Source organism: Bacillus sp. CDB3 (assembly GCF_002081505.1).
Classification (GTDB): Bacteria; Bacillota; Bacilli; order Bacillales; family Bacillaceae_G; genus Bacillus_A; species Bacillus_A cereus_AT.
Genome location: NZ_ALBR01000102.1, coordinates 17,821 through 36,049, shown reverse-complemented (window position 1 = coordinate 36,049; position 18,229 = coordinate 17,821). Strand labels below are relative to the sequence as shown.

The following is an 18,229-nucleotide window of genomic DNA, read 5'->3' as shown; positions in this document are numbered from 1 at the left end:
TCATTCTATTAAAAGACAACTCCTATTATTATATACTATTTTTAATTTATACATAAAGAAAAAGCATGATTCCATTAGAAAATCATGCTTTTCTCCCATTATTGACGCTTTATAAATTTCGCTAAATCTTTAAACTTCACTTTGTCGGAGTAATTCATTACACCGTTTACGTAGATACGGCTTGTAACAGCGTTTAATATACCGATCGTCGCCAATAAGACTACTAATGTTATCGTAATTTCCAACATACCTGCTTCACCGGCTACAATCCGTGAAAATGTGACCATAGGGGTAAAGAACGGAACATATGAACTTACAACAACGATAGTACTATTCGGATCACTTAATGATTTAATACTAATAAAGAAGGCGGCCATGATTAAAATCATTACCGGGAAAGATACAGCTTGTAAATCCTCCGTCTTAGACACGACAGCTCCAGCAGCTGCATACATCATCGCATATAGTAAATACCCCGTAATGAAATACACAAGGAACATGCTTATAACCTTTGCATCTAATTTGGTAAAGTCAATTGGAACACCAAATAATGAGGCACTTTCTAAATCGACCCAACCTAACAAATAAGGAATAAGGTAACCACACGCCAATATTACAAGTTGCAATAACGCCGTTGAAACAACCGCTAAGATTTTCGCATACATCATCGTAAGTGGCTTTACTTTCGGAAGCATTACTTCCATTACACGTGACGCCTTTTCAGATGCAATATTCATTGCAATTGTATTTCCGAAAGCTACAATAAACATATACAAAGCAAATGTAAAGAAATACGCAATTCCGAAAGAAGATGTACGATCTTTTATCGCTTCTTGCTTCACTTGAATTTCTGCTTGTAATTGCTGCGCAATTTCTGGTGAAACATTATTTTTTGCAATCGTCACCATCGTATATTGTTGTTTTAAATAGCCTGCCATAATTGCAGAAGTTGCTTGGCTTGGAAATCCATTATACATATATGTAACCGCTGGAGCCCCATCCTTTTCCGTCACATGGAATAGACCATCTAAATCGCCTTCTTCTACTTGCTTATGCAGTTTATCAAAATCATCCTTTGAACCAACCGTTATTTTTGCTGATGGCAATAGCTTATTTAGCTCTTCTTTTTGTACTTTGTATGTGGAGCTCTCTACTACAACTGCAATTTTATCTTTATCCTTATTTTTATCATCACCTGAAGTAAAATGATTAAATGCAAAAATCCCAAATACAACTAAAAATAAAATCGCACTCGTAATTAATGATTTTTTAGATAAAAACGCTTCCCTAAAATAAAATGAAAATACATGAGAAAATTTACGCATCGTTATTTCGCCCTCTCTACAAAGATTTCGTTCAACGTTGGCTCTAACATTTTAAATTGTCGTAAGCTAACACCTTGTTCTTGCAATTGTTGTAAAATCTTTAGAGCTTCTGCATCATCTTGTACTTGCACATAAAGAAGGCCTTGTTGTTTTTCATACGATACATGAATAGCTTCTAATCCCTTCTCATTCTCTTCTGTATCTTCAATCGTTAAATTGCGGAAACCGTATTCTTTTTTAATATCACTTAACTGGCCTTTTACGACTGCTTCCCCTTTTTTCAAAATACATACATGTTGGCAAAAGGCTTCCACTTGTTCCATACGATGACTAGATAAAATAATTGTCTTTCCGCTCTGTACTTGTTCTCCAATAATACTAGCTAGCATTCCAGCATTAACTGGATCAAGTCCGCTAAAGGGTTCATCCAAAATAAGGAGTTCTGGATCGTGAAGAAGAGCAGCTATCAATTGAATTTTTTGCTGATTCCCTTTTGAAAGTTCTCCAGCCGTTTTAAATTTATATTCTGGAATTGCTAAGCGTTCTAACCAGTACTCAATTGCAAGATCCACTTCTTTTTTCGTCATTCCTTCTAATCTACCAAAATATCGCAACTGATCTATTACTCTACTTTTTGTATATAGTCCTCTTTCTTCTGGTAAATATCCAATTGTTACCCCGCTATCACCAAATGATTTTCCATCCCACGTAATAGAACCTTCATTTGGCGTTAATAAACCTAGTAACATTTTAATTGTCGTTGTTTTCCCTGCACCATTTCGGCCAAGTAACCCTAACACTTCACCTTTCGGTAACGAGATTTGCAAACCATTAACTGCTTTAGATTCTCCAAATATTTTTGTTAAGTTTTGAATTTGTAAACTCAATGTATAAAGCCTCCCCTTTAGTATCATTCGTACACTCTGTTAAAGCCTATGATTGTTCAGGATGAAATATAGTACTATATTTCATTCTCTTATATGTATCACTACTCCTAACCCATCATTTGTTTCATTTAGTTAAAATTGTAAATAAAAATCCTGTTTTTATCAATTATAATTGTCATTACGACAATAAAACTTGTCAAAACAATTATTATTATTTAACTCATCTTTCTAATATAGGACAAACTACTACATATACAAAAGACAATATGCAAATGTTCATATAAAAATATTATATTTTAATATATAATATAAAATGATTTTCTAACATCAAGGAGGATACATATGAAGATGAAGAGGGGTATTACCACTTTATTATCTGTAGCCGTTCTTTCCACATCGCTTGTAGCATGTTCAGGAACAGCTGAGAAAACAGTGGCGAAAGAAGAAAAAGTAAAATTAACAGACCAGCAATTGATGGCTGATTTATGGTATCAAACAGCTGGTGAAACGAAAGCACTTTATTACCAAGGATACAATATTGGTCAATTAAAGCTTGATGCAGCTCTTGCAAAAGGCACAGAAAAAAAACCTGCTATCGTACTTGATTTAGATGAAACTGTTTTAGATAACAGTCCTCATCAAGCTATGAGCGTAAAAACAGGAAAAGGCTATCCTTACAAATGGGACGATTGGATTAATAAGGCTGAAGCTGAAGCCCTTCCAGGCGCAATTGATTTCTTAAAATATACAGAGTCTAAAGGTGTAGATATTTACTACATCTCAAATCGTAAAACGAATCAACTAGATGCAACTATTAAAAACCTTGAGCGCGTAGGTGCTCCTCAAGCAACGAAAGAACATATATTACTACAAGACCCGAAAGAAAAAGGAAAAGAAAAACGCCGTGAACTCGTTTCTCAAACACATGATATTGTTTTATTCTTCGGTGATAACTTATCTGATTTCACTGGTTTTGATGGAAAATCTGTAAACGATCGTAATCAAGCAGTGGAAGAATCAAAAGCACAATTTGGTGAGAAATTCATCATTTTCCCTAACCCAATGTACGGTGATTGGGAAGGCGCTTTATATGACTATAATTTCAAAAAATCAGATGCAGAAAAAGATAAAATCCGTCGGGACAACTTAAAATCATTTGATGCAAAATAACAAAGAGGATGGCTTTCGCCATCCTCTTTTATTTTCCCTTCTCTGTTAAAGGCAAGATAAACACTTCCACACGTCTATTCTTTGCCTTTCCTTCTTGTGTATCGTTCGGAGCAATTGAACGATATTCTCCGTAACCAATTGCACTAAATTTTTCTGGTTGTAATTCTTTATTTTGGAGTAATACTTGCATAAAATTAACTGCACGCTGCGTACTTAATTCCCAATTCGATGCAAACTGCGCATTGGCAATCGGGACATTATCCGTATGACCAGCTACTGTAATTTCACGAGGTGACGCTGAAACAAGTAGGTTAGACATCTCTTTTGTAATCCCTAAAGATTCTAATTTCACATCTGCTTTCCCCGAATCAAATAGCACATTCTCTAGTATTGTCATCATTAATCCCTTTTCAGTTAATTCAGTTTGAAAAGCAGAGGATAATTGCTTCTTATTAATATATTGATCAATCTTTTTTTGTAATGATTTTAACTCATCCATTTCTTTTTTTTCTTCGGCTCTAGCTTCTTCTTGTTTTTTTTCTCGTTCCGCCTCAAGGCTACTTGCTGATAATTCTTTTTCATCATTTGGCTTTTGATCACTTAAAAACTCTTTATTTCCTGTTCCACCTGCTAGTTCACTGCGAAAAGCAACTGCCATCTGTTTAAACTTCGCAGCATCTATACTACTCATTGCAAATAAAACAATAAACAATGCAAACAACAGCGTTAGCATATCAGAATACGGAATTAACCACGTTTCATCAATATGTTCGTCATGCTTTTTCTTTTTATTTCTTCTATTCTTCCTACTCCGCATTCTTTTCCGCTCCTTTTTCTAGCTTTTTACGCTCAGTCGCAGAAAGCGCACCTAAAATGCGGTTTTTCATAATAAATGGATATGTACCTTCTTGTAATATTAATAAACAATCAATAATTAAACGTTTCTTCTCTAATTCAGCGGCAGACTTTTGCTTTAATTTATTTGCAAATGGATGCCATAACACGTAACCTGAAAAGATACCGAAAATCGTTGCAATAAATGCACCTGAAATAGCATGTCCTAACTTTTCAATATCAGTTAAATTTCCAAGTGCAGCTACAAGACCAATAACAGCACCTAAAACCCCTAATGTCGGTGCATATGTACCAGCTTGAGAAAAAATTGCCGCTCCTTTTGCATGCCTTTCTTCAATTGATTCTAATTCAGCTTCTAAAATTTGTTCTAAATCTTCTGCAGATACGCCATCAATCACAAATTTCATACCACGTAAAAGAAACTCATCCTCAATTTTATCTAATTGTTGTTCTAAAGACAAAATACCGTATTTTCTACTCTCGGATGTCCAATGAACAAATAACTCTAGTAACTGTTCATAGCTTAAATCTTTTTTATTTGAACCAAAAAGAACTTTAAATAATTTTGGAACTCTTTTTAGTTGATTCATCGGAAATGCAATACATACTGCAGCAAATGTACCGACAAAAATAATTAGTGCCGCGGCAGGATTCAGTAAGGCCATTACGTCAGCGCCCTTGACGACCATTCCTACTACTACCGCCAATACTCCTAAAATGATTCCAATAATTGTTGCAAAATCCATTCCCATTCACTCCTAGTCTATACAAGAAGTCCTTCACTCTCATAATCGTTATATCTTCTTATATATATATAACATAAAAAATGAATTTCGTGAAAGATAAGAAATGAATTTATATGAAAAAACACTACAATTCCACACATTTTCTGACATTTTCTTTGCATTTCTATTACGTTATGACTCTTATATTTCTTTTTCAATAAACTAGACTTATAATAACAACGATACATATTTTATTAAGAAAGGACTGTGATTACAAGGCATCATGAAAAAGATAATAATTGTTTCTGCCGCTACTATTGTAATCGGTATCACATCTTTCGCTTACTTTGGTTCTAAATCACCACTACAAGACGAGGCGAAGGCTGCCGAAAGTCAAAAACATAGTAACCATCAAAAAGAAGAGATTCCTGCTTTTCCAAAAGCTAATCATAATGCAAAGAAACTAGACAATGATTTTTCAGTTGTAACAAATCCAGATTCTGCTCTTGTATTAGTTAATAAACATCGAAAACTACCAGATGGGTACATTCCAGAAGATTTAACGAAACCGAACGTACCATTTACTAGTCCAAAAGATAAAGAGAAAACATTACTTCGTAAAGATGCTGCAGATGCGCTTGAGAAAATGTTCCAAGCAGCGAAAGACGAAGGATTAGAACTTACAGCAGTTTCAGGTTACCGTTCTTACAAACGTCAACAGTCATTACATAATACATATATTAAGCGCCAAGGAAAAACTGAGGCTAATTCGGTAAGTGCAATTCCTGGAACAAGTGAGCATCAAACTGGTCTAGCAATGGATATTAGCTCAAAATCTGCTAAATTCCAATTAGAACCAATCTTCGGAGAGACAGCAGAAGGAAAATGGGTCGCGAAACATGCTCATGAGTTCGGATTTGTCATCCGTTATTTAGAGGATAAAACAGAGACTACAGAGTATTCATATGAACCGTGGCACTTGCGCTACGTTGGTAATCCATACGCTACATACATATATAAACATCATTTAACACTAGAAGAAGCGATGGAAGGCAAAAAATAAGAGAGCAAATTGCTCTCTTATTTTTCTTTCACTCTATCACTGTAGTAATTTTCTCTTCCATTCTTCAGGCCACGGTTCGCCTCTTCCCGTTTTTTTCGATGCTTGAACCATCATACCGCGTCCAACTAAACACACTTCTCCTTCTGCATTTTTGACCATATAGTGTAAATCTAAAGAGGAATTCCCAACCGCTCCAGCCTTTACATATACTTTCAACTGCTCATCAAAATAAATTTGTTTAATAAAATTACATTGTAGATCTGCAACAACGATCATCGTTTCTGATGATTCATGTGTCCATTCTTGCATAAATCCGAGCTCTTTAAATAATGCGATACGAGCTTCTTCAAAATAAGTAAAAGCAACGACATTATTTACATGTCCAAACATATCGACTTCACCAAAACGAACTTTCACAGGATTGTAAAATGAAAAACCACTTTCCCATTGTTCAAAGTCTTCAATATAAGAAATCCTCTTCATTGCTACCTCTCCTTTTCATCTTTAAAATAACAGAATAAACAGAAAAATAAAGTTATAAATATTGCCTCTTCAACATGAAGAGGCAATATTTATTAATAGTTATTATCGCTACCAAAGAAATCTTTGAACGATTGAATTGTTGTATCACGGTTTAATGCTGCAATTGAAGTTGTTAATGGAATACCTTTCGGACATGATTGCACACAGTTTTGAGAGTTACCACAGTTGGCAAGTCCTCCATCTCCCATAATTGCACGTAAGCGATCTGCTTTATGCATTTCACCCGTTGGATGTGAGTTGAATAAACGAGCTTGTGATAACGGTGCTGGTCCAATAAAGTCAGATTTACTGTTTACGTTTGGACATGATTCTAAGCAAACACCACATGTCATACATTTTGAAAGCTCATAAGCCCATTGACGCTTTTTCTCTGGCATTCTTGGCCCTGGTCCTAAGTCATACGTACCATCAATTGGAATCCAAGCTTTAACGCGTTTTAGAGCATTAAACATGCGACTACGGTCAACTTGCAAGTCACGTACAACTGGGAATGTCTTCATCGGCTTTAAGCGAATTGGTTGTTCTAACTGGTCAATAAGAGCTGTACATGATTGACGTGGTTTTCCGTTAATCACCATCGAACAAGCACCACATACTTCCTCTAAACAGTTCATATCCCATGCAATCGGAGTCGTTTGGTTCCCTTTTGAATCAACAGGATTACGACGAATTTCCATCAACGCTGAAATAATATTCATATTTGGACGATACGGAATTTCAAACTCTTGGTCAAATTCTTGTGCATCTGGTCCATCTTGTCTCGTAATGATGAGGCGGATTGTTTTCTCAGACATGTTGCTTATCCCCCTTCTCTTCACCCTTAGCAGCTACATCGTGTTTTGAAGAATAGTCACGTTTACGTGGTTTAATTAATGAAACATCCACTTCTTCGTAATGGAATGCTGGTGCATTTCCTTCTCCTTCAAATTTCGCCATCGTAGTTTTTAAGAAGTTTGCATCATCACGATTTGGGAATTCTGGTTTGTAATGAGCTCCGCGGCTTTCATTACGGTTATATGCCCCAATTGTAATAACACGTGCTAACTCAAACATATTTGCAAGTTGGCGTGTAAACGAAGCACCTTGGTTGCTCCATCTTGCAGTATCGTTAATGTTAATACGTTTGTAACGAGCCATTAACTCTTCAATTTTCGCATCTGTTTCTAGTAATTTTTTATTTTCACGAACTACTGTAACGTTATCTGTCATCCATTCTCCAAGCTCTTTATGAAGAACATATGCATTTTCATTACCATCAAGCGTTAAAATATTGTTAAATTTCTCTGTTTCGATTAATTCATTTTGCTCATATACAGTAGATGAAACAGCATCAGATGATTTAGAAAGACCTTTCATATACTCAATTGCGTTTGGTCCTGCTACCATACCACCGTAAATTGCTGATAATAGTGAGTTCGCACCTAGACGGTTACCACCGTGCATAGAATAATCACACTCACCTGCTGCAAATAAACCTGGAATACTTGTCATCTGCTTGTAATCAACCCATAGTCCGCCCATTGAATAGTGAACCGCTGGGAAGATTTTCATTGGTAGTTTACGAGGATCATCACCTGTAAACTTCTCATAGATTTCAATAATTCCACCAAGTTTAATATCTAGTTCTTTCGGATCTTTATGAGAAAGATCTAGATATACCATATTTTCACCGTTAATACCTAGTTTTTGCTCTACGCAAACATCAAAGATTTCACGCGTTGCAATATCACGAGGTACAAGGTTTCCATAAGCAGGATATTTTTCTTCTAAGAAGTACCATGGCTTACCATCTTTATATGTCCAAACACGCCCACCTTCACCACGTGCAGATTCACTCATAAGACGTAACTTATCGTCTCCAGGAATTGCCGTTGGATGGATTTGAATGAACTCACCGTTCGCATAATATGCACCTTGTTGATATACAGCAGATGCTGCTGTACCTGTATTGATAATAGAGTTAGTTGATTTTCCAAAGATGATACCAGGGCCCCCTGTTGCCATAATCACGGCATCAGCTTGGAAACTTTTAATCTCCATAGTCTGTAAGTCTTGTGCGACGATTCCTCGGCACACACCTTCATCATCAACAACAGCTCGTAAGAAATCCCAACCTTCGTATTTCGTTACAAGTCCTGCTACTTCATGACGGCGTACTTGCTCATCTAATGCATATAGTAATTGTTGACCAGTTGTTGCGCCAGCAAATGCTGTACGGTGATGTTGTGTTCCACCAAAGCGACGGAAATCAAGAAGTCCTTCTTCCGTACGGTTGAACATAACACCCATGCGGTCCATTAAATGAATAATACCTGGTGCTGCTTCACACATTGCTTTAACTGGCGGTTGGTTCGCTAAGAAGTCCCCACCATAAATTGTATCGTCAAAGTGGATCCATGGAGAATCCCCTTCACCTTTTGTATTTACGGCACCGTTAATTCCACCTTGGGCACATACAGAATGTGAACGTTTTACTGGTACTAAAGAAAATAGTTCAACATTTACTCCTGCTTCTGCCGCTTTAATCGTTGCCATTAAGCCGGCCAAGCCACCGCCGACTACTATAAGTTTCCCTTTCATGCTCTCCCACTCCTTACTGGTTTGCTAGCTGTGGATCGATGAACGCTAATAATGCACTCACACCTACATAAGATAGACCTAAGAAAATAGCTAATGTTACATAAGTAGAGATTCTTTGTGAACGTGGAGATACTGTAATTCCCCAGCTTATGCAGAATGTCCATAGTCCATTTGCAAAGTGGAAAATCGTTGAAACAACACCAACTAAATAGAAACCAAACATAAATGGGTTGTTTAAAATATCTGCCATCATATCATAGTTTACCTCTTTACCTAACATTGCTTGAATACGAGTTTCCCAGACGTGCCAAGAAATGAAGATCAGCGTAACGATACCTGAAATTCGTTGGAAGACGAACATCCAGTTACGGAAATAACCGTAAGATACCGCATTGTTCTTAGCTGTAAATGCAATATATAAGCCATATATAGCATGGTACAGTATAGGTAAAAAGATGATGAAAATTTCTAGCGCATACCGGAATGGAAGGAGCTCCATAAAGCCTGCAGCTTTGTTAAAAGCCTCTGCTCCTCTTGTTGCAAAGTTGTTTACAATTAGATGTTGCGTCAAAAAGACACCAACCGGGATGACCCCCATTAATGAGTGCCACTTACGAAACGTATACTCGCGGCCTTTCATGTCCCCATTACCCCCTTGAATGTTTGACTGCTGTTTTCAGATTAATTTACAACAATAATGTTTTTTCACTATTGGCATAAGAAAAACTGAAAAAATTATTCGAAATATTTCAGCATAATTTGATACCAAGTTCATTTTACCCCTATTTTTGTCGAAGCGTCAAGAAAACGTATACATAATTTGCATATAATTTGCCAATTCTTTTTTTCTTCTTATATATTCAGATTTCCCTAAAGAAAAATCTGTTTTTATAAATGAAAAATGTTATATAATAATCCCTATAGAAAGAGGGGAATATTGTGAGCAAAAATACAATCGATATAACATCTTTAGAAGATGTTTCATTGAACGCCTTCGCTTATGAATTGCTACGTGAAGAATTACTACCTGATTTAATTGGTAACGATTTAGACGGTATTTTATACTGGTCCGGCAGAAACCTTGCAAGAAAATATCCGCTAGAAACAATTGAAGAAGTCATTCAGTTTTTTGAAAAAGCTGGTTGGGGCACTTTAAGCATCATTGAACATAAACGTCGTGAAATGCAATTCCAACTTAAAGGCACACTCATTGCTGAACGTCAAAAACAAAAAGACATTCTTCTTATCAATTAGAAGCTGGATTCATCGCTGAGCAAATTCAGAAGCAACGAAACGTCGTTGCAGAGTCTTATGAAGAAAAGAAAAAGCGTTCAGACTCTATTACATTTCTTGTGAAATGGGATATAAAAGATCTCATTGAAGTGTAACCTTGCCTACGGTCAACTAGACATATAAGTTTAGTTGACTTTTTTGTATTTTCATTCATATGTATTTATTTTAAATCTTCAGAAATTATACCAAAAAACAGAAGACGTTGTAAACTACAACGTCTTCTTATCTGTTAAATACGTATAAATCGTCTCTGCGACATTTTTCGGCATACCTGCTTCGACAAATTCTGCTACAGAAGCTTCTTTCATCTTTTTTAATGAGCCAAAATGTTTTAACAATACCTTTTTCCGTTTATCACCGATTCCTGGAATATCATCCAATGCTGATTGAATGACCGATTTCCCATGCAACTGGCGATGGAATGTAATTGCAAATCTATGCACTTCATCTTGAATGCGTTGCAATAAATAAAATTCTTGGCTATTCCTCTCAAGCATCACAGGTTCAGGCGGATCTCCAATAATTAAATGTGATGTTTTATGTTTGTCATCTTTTACAAGCCCTGCCATTGGAATATATAATCCTAGTTCATTCTCCAGAACATCACTTGTAGCGGCCAGATGGCCTTTTCCACCATCAATAATGATTAAATCTGGTAAAGGTAAATTCTCTTTAAGCGCCCTCGTATAACGGCGTCTTACAACTTCCCTCATAGATTCGTAATCATCAGGACCTTGAACCGTTTTAATTTTATATTTCCGATATTCTTTCTTTGCTGGTTTCCCATCGATAAAAGCAATCATTGCGGAAACGGGATTTATCCCTTGAATATTCGAGTTATCAAACGCTTCAATACGATATGGGGTTTCAATACCAAGCTGCTTCCCTAAATTATCAATAGCTTTAACCGTCCGCTCTTCATCACGTTCAATTAAGTAAAATTTCTCTTCTAGTGCAATTTTTGCGTTTTTATTTGCTAATTCTACAAGGTCTTTTTTCTTACCACGTTTCGGCTGTGTCGCTTCAACTTCTAAAAAGCGTTCTACTAATTCTGAATCTATACTTCCTGGAACGACAATTTCCTTCGGTTTAAAGTGACTACTGTTTTCATAAAATTGACCGATAAACGTTAAAAATCCCTCTTCTGGTTCATCATAGATTGGAAACATAGAAACATCACGCTCAATTAACTTTCCTTTTCTAACAAAGAAAACTTGAACACACATCCATCCTTTATCAACCGCATATCCAAACACGTCACGATCCACTAAGTCACTCATAATCATTTTTTGTTTTTCCATAATTGCATCAATATGAGCAATTTGATCGCGCAACTCTTTCGCCCGTTCAAATTCTAGTTTCTCTGAAGCCTCATACATCTTTGTTTCTAATTCTGATCGAACTTCTTTATGTCCACCATTTAAAAACTTAATAATTTCATCTACAATTTCTTTATTTTGCTCTTCCGTTACTTCTTTCACACAAGGCGCTAAACATTGGCCCATATGATAATATAAGCAAACTTTATCTGGCATATTTGAGCATTTACGAAGCGGATACATACGATCTAATAATTTCTTTGTTTCATGAGCTGATTGCGCATTTGGATAAGGACCAAAATACTTTCCTTTATCCTTTTTTACATTTCGCGTAATGAGTAAGCGCGGCTGTTTTTCAGCTGTAATTTTAATGAAAGGATATGTTTTATCATCTTTTAATTGAATATTATATTTTGGATCATATTTTTTAATTAAATTTAACTCTAAAATAAGAGCCTCCAAATTTGAGGAGGTTACGATATATTCAAAGTCAACAATTTCTCCTACAAGCCGAAGTGTTTTCCCATCATGCGAACCAGTAAAGTACGAGCGCACACGATTTTTTAGTACTTTTGCCTTACCGACATATATAACCGTTCCTTGCTTATCTTTCATTAAATAACAACCAGGTTGATCTGGTAAAATAGCCAACTTCTCTTTCAAATGTTCGTGCACTCGTCACCCTCCATTTCTACATGCTTAGCATTTTTATTTTCACATGAAAACATACTATGCCAAAACACCCAACATACGTTCTTTTATTGTAACGGAAAGGTTATAAAAAAGAAAATAAAAAAAGCTACCAAATGGTAGCTTCTTTATTTTAGAAGTGTTTAGAAACTAATTCTACTAACGCTTCTTTCGGTTTATAACCTAACGTTTGATCAACTACTTTACCGTCTTTTAATACGAAAAGAGCTGGAATACTCATTACTTCGAATTGACGAGCAGTTTCTTGGTTCTCATCAACGTCTACTTTTACTACTTTTACTTTCTCGCCTAACTCTGCATCGATTTCTTCTAATACAGGAGCGATCATTTTACAAGGTCCACACCAAGGTGCCCAGAAATCTAATAATACAACACCTTCGCCAGTTTCAGCTGCGAAGCTTTGGTCGTTTGCATTTACAATTGCCATTTTATTTCCTCCTTCAAGTATATTCTACCAAGAGTATAACATTAACTTATATACGTGGCGAATATTATGTATCGTTATGTATTGTAACAAAAAAATGTCCCTTTATACTATATAAAAATACGGATGAAATACTAAAAAGGTGAGAGACAGGGGATCCCTCACCTTTTTCTATATATAGGGGTACTTCACTTAGAACTCAAGGGTACTCAAATCATGAATGTACTTTTAACTTTTTAAATTCTTCTGTTAAAAGAGGTACAACTTCAAATAGGTCACCAACAATACCATAGTCAGCTACTTTGAAGATACTCGCTTCTGGATCTTTATTAATCGCAACAATTATTTTCGAGTTAGACATACCAGCTAAATGCTGAATCGCACCAGAGATACCGCACGCAATGTATAGGTCTGGCGTAACAACTTTACCAGTTTGACCAATTTGTAATGAGTAATCACAATACTCAGCGTCACAAGCACCACGAGATGCCCCAACAGCGCCGCCTAGCACGTCAGCTAACTCTTTTAATGGTTTAAATCCTTCTTCACTCTTCACACCGCGTCCACCTGCGATAATAACTTTCGCTTCAGAAAGATCTACACCTTCTGCAGTTTTACGGACGACATCTTGAATGATTGTACGTAAATCTTTTACATCAACTGTAATAGAAGATACATCACCGATGCGAGATTCATCTTTTTCAAGCGTTGTAATGTTATTTGGACGCACTGTCGCAAATAAGATACCATCTGTTACAATCTTCTTCTCGAACGCTTTACCAGAGTAAATTGGACGAGTGAAGATAACATTTCCACCTTCAACTTCTAAAGCAGTTACGTCAGAAACTAAACCAGCTTCAAGCTTCGCTGCTAATTTTGGTGATAAATCTTTACCAAGTGCTGTATGTCCAAATACAATACCTTCTGGATTTTCTTCAGCATATACAGCTAAAAACGCTTGCGCATAACCATCAGACGTATATGATTTTAATTTATCATTTTCAACTGTCACAACGCGATCTGCACCGTAATGAATCAATTCATTTGCAAAAGAGGCAACGCTGTCTCCAACTAGAAGACCTACCACTTCACCGCCTTCTGCAATTGTTTTTGCTGCTGCTACCGCTTCAAATGAAACGTTACGTAGCGATCCATCACGAACTTCACCCATTACTAATACTTTACGAGCCATAGATTTTCCCTCCTGCATATATAATTTCGTATTTTATTAGATTACTTTCGCTTCTGTGTGGAGCAACGATACAAGTTCTTTTACTTGATCTTGCAGCTCGCCTTGTAACACTTTTCCTGCATCTTTCTTAGGAGGCAAATAGATTTCAATTGTTTTTGTTTTTGCTTCCACATCATCTTCTTCTAGATCTAAATCATCTAATTCTACTTCTTCTAGTGGCTTTTTCTTCGCTTTCATAATACCTGGAAGTGATGGATAACGTGGTTCATTTAAACCTTGTTGCGCTGTTACTAAAACTGGTAATGATGTTTCAATTACTTCTGTATCTCCTTCAACATCACGCTCAATCTTCACATTTGTACCGTCAATTTCAAGCTTTGTAATTGTCGTTACGTATGGAATGTTTAACGCTTCAGCCACGCGTGGACCAACTTGTCCAGATGCGCCGTCAATCGCAACGTTCCCGCCTAAAATTAAATCTACTTCTTTATCTTTTAAATATTCAGCAAGCACTTTTGCTGTCGTGAACTGATCACCATTTTCAACATCATCTTCAATATTGATTAATACCGCTTTATCGCAGCCCATCGCTAACGCAGTACGAAGTTCTTTCTCACTATCCTCGCCACCAACTGTTACAACAGTAACCTCTCCACCTTGTGCATCTCTTACTTGAATTGCTTCTTCAATCGCATATTCGTCGTAAGGGTTGATGATGAATTCCGCTTCGCCATCGTAAATTGCACCGTTTTTAATTACGATTTTTTCTTCTGTATCAAATGTTCGTTTCATGAGTACGTAGATGTTCATTCCATTTACCCCCTTATTTTTCAGAAAGATTCTATCAATTTTAAAATTCTGTTAATTTATATTAAAAAAATAATTGGACTACCTACCACTAAATGAAGGCTTACGTTTTTCTAAAAACGCTGCTACACCTTCTCTTCCATCTTCACTCGTAAACACTTCACCAAAAATCTGTGATTCACGCTGTACACCTTCATAATAATGAGACGATTTTGTCGTTTGTAATAACTCTAGCACAGCACGAGTTGTTGCTGGACTTTTTCCAGCAATCTGTTTTGCAATTTTAAGCGTATCTTCTAAAATAGATTCTTCAGAAAATACCCCGTTAACAAGCCCCCATTGTAATGCTTCTGCACCAGTAATTGGTGTACTTGTTAACATCATTTCACAAGCTTTCGCTTTACCAACATAACGCGGTAAACGCTGTGTACCTGCAAAACCAGGAATTAATCCAAGTGTTAATTCAGGTAAACCAAGCTTTGTACTTTCAGTTACAAAGCGCATGTGGCAAGACATAGCAAACTCCAGGCCACCGCCAAGTGCCGCTCCATGAATTGCCGCAATAACTGGTTTTGAACATTTTTCAACACGCTCAAACGTAACTTGTCCAAGCTGTGCTAATTCTGTCGCTTGCTTCGCTTCAGTAACAGATGTAAATTCTTTAATATCTGCTCCTGCTGAGAAGAAACGCCCTTCACCATGTAGAACAACAACACGAATGTTATCATCCTTTTCCACTTGATCGATTAATTCAGTAACGTCATGCATAACTTGTGAAGACATTGCATTAGCTGGCGCATGATTTAGCGTCGCCACCGCAATATGGTCTTCAACTTTTACAGATAGGAATTTCAACATGATCCCTCCCATTATTGACGATAACCACAAGCTGCACTAAGTAGCCCATGTACCGTTTTCGAAAGTGCGACCAGATCATACTTATGATCGCTCATTACCCAATTGGTCACAACTTCATCCACTGTTCCAAAGATCATTTGTCTTGCCACGCGAACATTTAAATCCGCCTGGAATTCACCTTGCTTTATACCTGTTTCTAAAATCTCATCCATAACTTGTAAGTAGCCTTTTAACACTTCATTTATTTTAAGGCGCAAGTCTTGATTGGACTGTCTTAGCTCTAATTGCGTAACTATAGCAAGAGGATCATTTTGCGACAACAGCAAGAAGTGCGTTTCTACCAACATGAATAACTTCGCTACAGCGCTTTCAATTCCTGCTGTTTTTTGACGAATTGTTTCAACAAATTCTCCCATCTTCTCTTGGAATAAGGATATTAATATATCTTCTTTATTTTTAAAATATAAATAAATCGTGCCATCAGCTACCCCAGCTTGCTTTGCAATTTTAGAAACTTGCGCTTGATGGTATCCATTCTCTGCAATCACAATGACTGCTGCATCAATAATTTGATTGTATTTCGGTCTATTTTTCTTCACTTTACTGTCCCCTTCAAGAAGATGACTGAATGAATAGTCATTCATATTCTTATAATACTGACTATTTAGAAAAGTGTCAATCCTATTTTTTCAAAAAGAAAGGGCCTTAGCCCGTTTGCTCATCCTCATTCTTTCTCTTCTCTTCATCTATTAGAACACGGCGTAAAATTTTTCCGACTGTCGTCTTTGGCAACTCACTTCGAAATTCATATATTTTCGGAACTTTGTAAGCTGCTAAATATTTACGTGCAAACTGATCTAATTCTTCTTCAGAACATTCTACACCTTCTTTCAAAACAACAAACGCTTTTACAGTTTCTCCTCGATATGGATCAGGAACACCGATTGTTACTACTTCTTGCACCTTTTCACATTCATATAATACCTCTTCTACTTCACGAGGATAGACGTTAAAACCACTAGCAACAATCATATCTTTCTTACGATCTTTCACATAGAAAAAGCCATCCTCATCCATGTAGCCTACATCACCTGTATGGAGCCAGCCATCTTGCAGTACAGCTGCCGTTTCCTCTGGTTTATTCCAATACCCTTTCATGATTTGCGGACCCTTTACAACAATTTCACCAATTTCACCTGGAGGTAATGCCTCTCCTGTTTCAAGTGACATAATGATTGCCTCCGTATCCGGCCACGGCACACCAATACTTCCTGGCACACGTTTTTCCCATAAGAAATTCCCATGTGTAACTGGTGATGACTCCGTTAATCCATATCCTTCTACTAATTTACCACCTGTAACTCTCTCAAACTCTTCCTGTACTTCTACCGGAAGTGGTGCAGAGCCACTAATACAAGCCTCAATAGAAGAAATATCGTATTCTTTTAAAAGAGGGCTATTTAAAAGAGCAATATAAATAGTTGGTGCTCCTGGAAATAGTGTGACTTTATGCTTCTTAATTGCTTCAAAAACCATTTTCATATCAAACTTCGGAATAAGAACCATTTTATATCCTTGCATAATACTTAAATTCATTACAGCTGTCATCCCGTACACATGAAAAAACGGAAGAACACCAAGAATTACTTCTTCTCCTTCTTTACAATTATATAACCAATGCGCTCCCATTAAAGTGTTCGAAACGAGATTTTTATGCGTTAACATAACCCCTTTTGGAAATCCAGTTGTTCCTCCTGTGTACTGTAAAAGAGCTAGATCATTTTCAGGATCACAAGGCACTTCAACATCTGTATTCACTTCTCTTTCTACTGAATTCCAAAGATGAATCGTTTCACTTTCTGATACTTTCACAACTAAATTCGACTGTTTTTTCTGCACAAATGGATACAATAGATTTTTAGGGAAAGGTAAAAAATCAGCAATACGAGTTACGATAATGTGCTCAAGCCTTGTAGCCTTTTGAACGTTAGTAACTCTAGGAAACACCAAATCAAGACAAAGAATAACTTTTGCCCCTGAGTCATGAAGTTGATACTCAAGCTCTCTTTCTGTATAAAGAGGATTCGTTTGTACGACAATTCCCCCCGCAAGCAATGTACCATAATAACCTATTACAGATTGCGGACAATTTGGTAGCATAATCGCAACTCTATCACCTTTTTCAATACCAAGCCTTTGAAGGTAATTCGCAAATTTCTTCACCTTGTCATGGAAATCTGAAAATGTAACATCTTTACCTAAAAAGTGAAGCGCTTTCTTTTCTGGATAACGAGAAGCCATTTTCTCTAAATATCCATGAAGTGGCTGAATATCATATGAAATCGTCCCTGGAATTTCCTCTGGATAACTCTGCAACCAAGGTTTTTCCACTCTCATTCCCCCTTCCAATACTTGTTAAAATAAATGAATGTTCATTCATGATGATTGTTTTCATTATATTATAGTCAGAACAGCGT

Annotated in this window: 17 protein-coding genes and 1 pseudogene; 3 read left to right on the top strand and 15 right to left on the bottom strand. The window is 36.6% G+C overall.

From position 1 onward, the window contains the following. Nucleotides 1-98 precede the first annotated feature (98 nt). Entirely contained in the window at nt 99-1,325 is a 1,227-nt protein-coding gene (locus CDB3_RS28090) for an ABC transporter permease (RefSeq protein ID WP_128856723.1), read from the bottom strand. Nucleotides 1,326-1,327: 2 nt separating this feature from the next. Then, a complete protein-coding gene (locus CDB3_RS28085) occupies nt 1,328-2,212 on the bottom strand; it encodes an ABC transporter ATP-binding protein (RefSeq protein WP_128856722.1) in 885 nt (294 codons plus the stop codon). Nucleotides 2,213-2,554: 342 nt separating this feature from the next. Between CDB3_RS28085 and CDB3_RS28080 the strand changes: the two genes are divergently transcribed. After that, nucleotides 2,555-3,382, top strand: a complete 828-nt coding sequence (locus CDB3_RS28080) for a 5'-nucleotidase, lipoprotein e(P4) family (protein WP_097830528.1) — start codon at nt 2,555-2,557, stop codon at nt 3,380-3,382. Nucleotides 3,383-3,410: 28 nt separating this feature from the next. Here CDB3_RS28080 and motB read toward each other — a convergent pair whose 3' ends face one another. Together motB and motA are read right to left on the bottom strand one after the other, a co-directional pair. Beyond that, on the bottom strand, nt 3,411-4,199 hold the full coding sequence (gene motB / locus CDB3_RS28075; RefSeq protein WP_128856721.1) for a flagellar motor protein MotB: 789 nt from the start codon (nt 4,197-4,199) through the stop codon (nt 3,411-3,413). Continuing rightward, nucleotides 4,189-4,983 (bottom strand): flagellar motor stator protein MotA, encoded by a 795-nt coding sequence (motA, locus tag CDB3_RS28070; protein ID WP_128856720.1) that lies wholly within the window; start codon nt 4,981-4,983, stop codon nt 4,189-4,191. The genes motB and motA overlap by 11 nt, the downstream gene beginning before the upstream one ends. A gap of 262 nt (nt 4,984-5,245) precedes the next feature. Here motA and CDB3_RS28060 point away from each other — a divergent pair, with 262 nt between their 5' ends. Then, nucleotides 5,246-6,025, top strand: coding sequence for a M15 family metallopeptidase (locus CDB3_RS28060; RefSeq protein WP_128856718.1), 780 nt, complete (start codon nt 5,246-5,248; stop codon nt 6,023-6,025). A 36-nt stretch (nt 6,026-6,061) separates the two neighbouring features. Here the strand turns inward: CDB3_RS28060 and CDB3_RS28055 are convergent, their stop codons facing one another. The 4 genes from CDB3_RS28055 to sdhC all read right to left on the bottom strand — a co-directional run bounded on the left by CDB3_RS28055 (nt 6,062) and on the right by sdhC (nt 9,788). Beyond that, nucleotides 6,062-6,508, bottom strand: coding sequence for an acyl-CoA thioesterase (locus CDB3_RS28055; RefSeq protein ID WP_097830523.1), 447 nt, complete (start codon nt 6,506-6,508; stop codon nt 6,062-6,064). Nucleotides 6,509-6,600: 92 nt separating this feature from the next. Continuing rightward, nucleotides 6,601-7,362 carry a succinate dehydrogenase iron-sulfur subunit gene (gene sdhB / locus CDB3_RS28050; RefSeq protein WP_001291830.1) on the bottom strand — a complete coding sequence of 254 codons (762 nt, stop codon included), beginning with the start codon at nt 7,360-7,362 and terminating at the stop codon, nt 6,601-6,603. Then, nucleotides 7,355-9,148, bottom strand: a complete 1,794-nt coding sequence (gene sdhA / locus CDB3_RS28045; protein ID WP_000676749.1) for a succinate dehydrogenase flavoprotein subunit — start codon at nt 9,146-9,148, stop codon at nt 7,355-7,357. Before sdhA ends, sdhB begins: the two co-directional genes overlap by 8 nt. A gap of 13 nt (nt 9,149-9,161) precedes the next feature. Next, nucleotides 9,162-9,788 (bottom strand): succinate dehydrogenase cytochrome B558, encoded by a 627-nt coding sequence (sdhC, locus tag CDB3_RS28040; protein ID WP_000678357.1) that lies wholly within the window; start codon nt 9,786-9,788, stop codon nt 9,162-9,164. Between the two features lie 299 nt (nt 9,789-10,087). Here sdhC and CDB3_RS28035 point away from each other — a divergent pair. Beyond that, nucleotides 10,088-10,536 (top strand): annotated as a pseudogene (locus CDB3_RS28035) (YslB family protein). 114 nt (nt 10,537-10,650) lie between these two features. Here the strand turns inward: CDB3_RS28035 and uvrC are convergent. The 7 genes from uvrC to CDB3_RS28000 form a co-directional block, all read right to left on the bottom strand. Next, on the bottom strand, nt 10,651-12,435 hold the full coding sequence (uvrC, locus tag CDB3_RS28030) for an excinuclease ABC subunit C (RefSeq protein ID WP_128856717.1): 1,785 nt from the start codon (nt 12,433-12,435) through the stop codon (nt 10,651-10,653). Between the two features lie 148 nt (nt 12,436-12,583). Next, entirely contained in the window at nt 12,584-12,898 is a 315-nt protein-coding gene (trxA, locus tag CDB3_RS28025; RefSeq protein ID WP_097830521.1) for a thioredoxin, read from the bottom strand. Between the two features lie 211 nt (nt 12,899-13,109). Continuing rightward, entirely contained in the window at nt 13,110-14,087 is a 978-nt protein-coding gene (gene etfA, locus CDB3_RS28020) for an electron transfer flavoprotein subunit alpha (RefSeq protein WP_097830520.1), read from the bottom strand. 36 nt (nt 14,088-14,123) lie between these two features. Continuing rightward, a complete protein-coding gene (etfB, locus tag CDB3_RS28015; RefSeq protein ID WP_001029036.1) occupies nt 14,124-14,897 on the bottom strand; it encodes an electron transfer flavoprotein subunit beta in 774 nt (257 codons plus the stop codon). 78 nt (nt 14,898-14,975) lie between these two features. Continuing rightward, nucleotides 14,976-15,752 carry an enoyl-CoA hydratase gene (locus CDB3_RS28010; RefSeq protein ID WP_002088868.1) on the bottom strand — a complete coding sequence of 259 codons (777 nt, stop codon included), beginning with the start codon at nt 15,750-15,752 and terminating at the stop codon, nt 14,976-14,978. Between the two features lie 11 nt (nt 15,753-15,763). After that, nucleotides 15,764-16,351, bottom strand: coding sequence for a fatty acid metabolism transcriptional regulator FadR (locus CDB3_RS28005; protein ID WP_000742219.1), 588 nt, complete (start codon nt 16,349-16,351; stop codon nt 15,764-15,766). Between the two features lie 106 nt (nt 16,352-16,457). Further along, entirely contained in the window at nt 16,458-18,143 is a 1,686-nt protein-coding gene (locus tag CDB3_RS28000) for a long-chain-fatty-acid--CoA ligase (RefSeq protein WP_128856716.1), read from the bottom strand. Nucleotides 18,144-18,229 lie beyond the last annotated feature (86 nt).